The sequence below is a fragment of the Klebsiella sp. HN106 genome, assembly GCF_051209435.1.
GTDB lineage: Bacteria > Pseudomonadota > Gammaproteobacteria > Enterobacterales > Enterobacteriaceae > Klebsiella > Klebsiella oxytoca.
The window spans coordinates 1-328 of the sequence record NZ_JBLURD010000173.1; the positions used below are offsets into that span (position 1 = coordinate 1).

At 47.0% G+C, this 328-nt stretch carries 1 protein-coding gene; it reads right to left on the reverse strand.

Annotated features, from left to right (window positions below; genetic code table 11):
- Positions 1 to 137 precede the first annotated feature (137 nt).
- Positions 138 to 328 (reverse strand): hypothetical protein (locus tag ACSIPU_RS30815; RefSeq protein WP_435322507.1); only part of this gene is annotated, 191 nt, incomplete at its 5' end.

A 328-nucleotide genomic window follows, 5' to 3' on the forward strand; every position in this document is an offset into this window, starting at 1 on the left:
CCTGCTGGTGGCGTGTGTTTTGCTAATGCTGGGGTCGCCTCATCTGGCGTTATGTGATATGAGTTCATTGTATTTTTTCGATACTTCCATTTGTAAAGTGTTCTAGCCCGCTCTGCGAAAGCGGGCTTTTCTTTGTCTTAAATTCTGGCTTTCACTGCTGCCAGCACCTCTCGTCTTGTCTCACTGCTGATTCCGGTCAATCCAGTAAACGCCGTAACAAACCGATAAAGCTGGCGATACTCACGATTCTTTTTCGCGTTTTCCTTCCAGCCAGATAGAACATCATCGGGGTCATCGGAAAATCGTCTTAAATCGCTCTCAGTGATGC